Genomic DNA, 1322 nt, shown 5'->3' on the forward strand with positions numbered 1-1322 from the left:
TTAAATTAATTTTTCACTCAAATGACCATCCCAGAAATCAAATCGGAGTTGACTATTCAGATGGTGCTGGCGCATTATGGGTTGCGGATGCTGCGGGGGCATCAGTTGTGCTGTCCTTTTCATGATGACAAGACTCCGAGCATGCGGATTTATTTAAAGACCAATACCTTCTGTTGTTTTAGCAGCAACTGTTCGGCTGGCACTGGGGATGTGATTGATTTTATTCAGTTGAAGGAAAAATGCAGCAAGCATGAGGCGATTGTCAAAGCCAAAACCCTGATTGGGGCAACTGAAAAAACGGTGAACCAGTTTTCCCGACAAGCCATGATGATGAGGTTCTGGGAAAGCTGCCGGGAAGGGATCAAGCGCAGTCCGAAGGCACAGGAGTATTTAAGTTCCAGGGGATTAGCAGACAATGCAGCAGGTTATTGTGGCGAAAAATCCATGAAACACTGGGCATTGCCTTTGCGAAAAGCGGCTGCCAAATACGGACTACAGCAAAAAGGCACGCCTCACTTTCAGCAATGTGTGATCTTTCCATTGCTGGATACAGCAGGAAAACCCGCCAGTTTTTACGGTCGGGCTGTTGGTGAGAAAAAACACGTTTACCTGCCCGGAGGACACTGTGGGCTGTATCCGGCTTATCCCAAAGGCACGACTACCACAGTGATTTTAACCGAAAGCATTATCGATGCCGCCAGTCTGCAACCGCATACAGATCATGCCGTACTGGCTTTGTATGGCACAAATGGCATCACAGCCGAACACTGGCAGGCACTGGGCAATCTGGAGGGTTTAAAAGAAATCATCCTGTTTTTAGATGGGGATGAAGCAGGCAAATCAGCCACGATGCAACTGGCAGAAAAGCTGCACAGCCGTATGGAAAAGCTGATTATTAGCCATATAGAAACACCAGAAGGCGAAGATGTAAACAGCCTTTTAGTCAGTCACTCAGAAGAAGCGAAAGGGCTTTTTGAGCATTTATTAAAGGAGCGAAAAACACTGAAAGCGCCTAAAGCAACCTCGGTAGAAATGGCGAAAATAATTGCCCTGGAAAAAGCTGCAACCACTGAAAATCCAGAAAAAATTACCACAAAACCTACAGCAAAAACAGCCACAATTAGCACTAAAAATACCGGAAACTTCAACAGCAGCAACCCACTGAACCTGCTTTACGATACTACAGAGCTGCTTTTAAGCGTAAAAGGCGGCTTACGGCTGGATAACGACTGGCAGGCGATGAGTGCCTTAAAAGTCAGTTTGCATATTGAAAACAAAAACACAGGCAGAAAATACCGCAGCAAGATCGATTTGTATGAAGG

Annotated in this window: 1 protein-coding gene; it reads left to right on the top strand. The window is 45.8% G+C overall.

Annotated elements, in window-relative coordinates; all coding sequences use genetic code 11:
- Nucleotides 1–60: 60 nt before the first annotated feature.
- A partial coding sequence (locus A3EM_RS46855) for a toprim domain-containing protein (protein WP_245576608.1) occupies nucleotides 61–1322 on the top strand: 1262 nt, incomplete at its 3' end.

This window comes from Flexithrix dorotheae DSM 6795 (assembly GCF_000379765.1).
Classification (GTDB): domain Bacteria; phylum Bacteroidota; class Bacteroidia; order Cytophagales; family Flammeovirgaceae; genus Flexithrix; species Flexithrix dorotheae.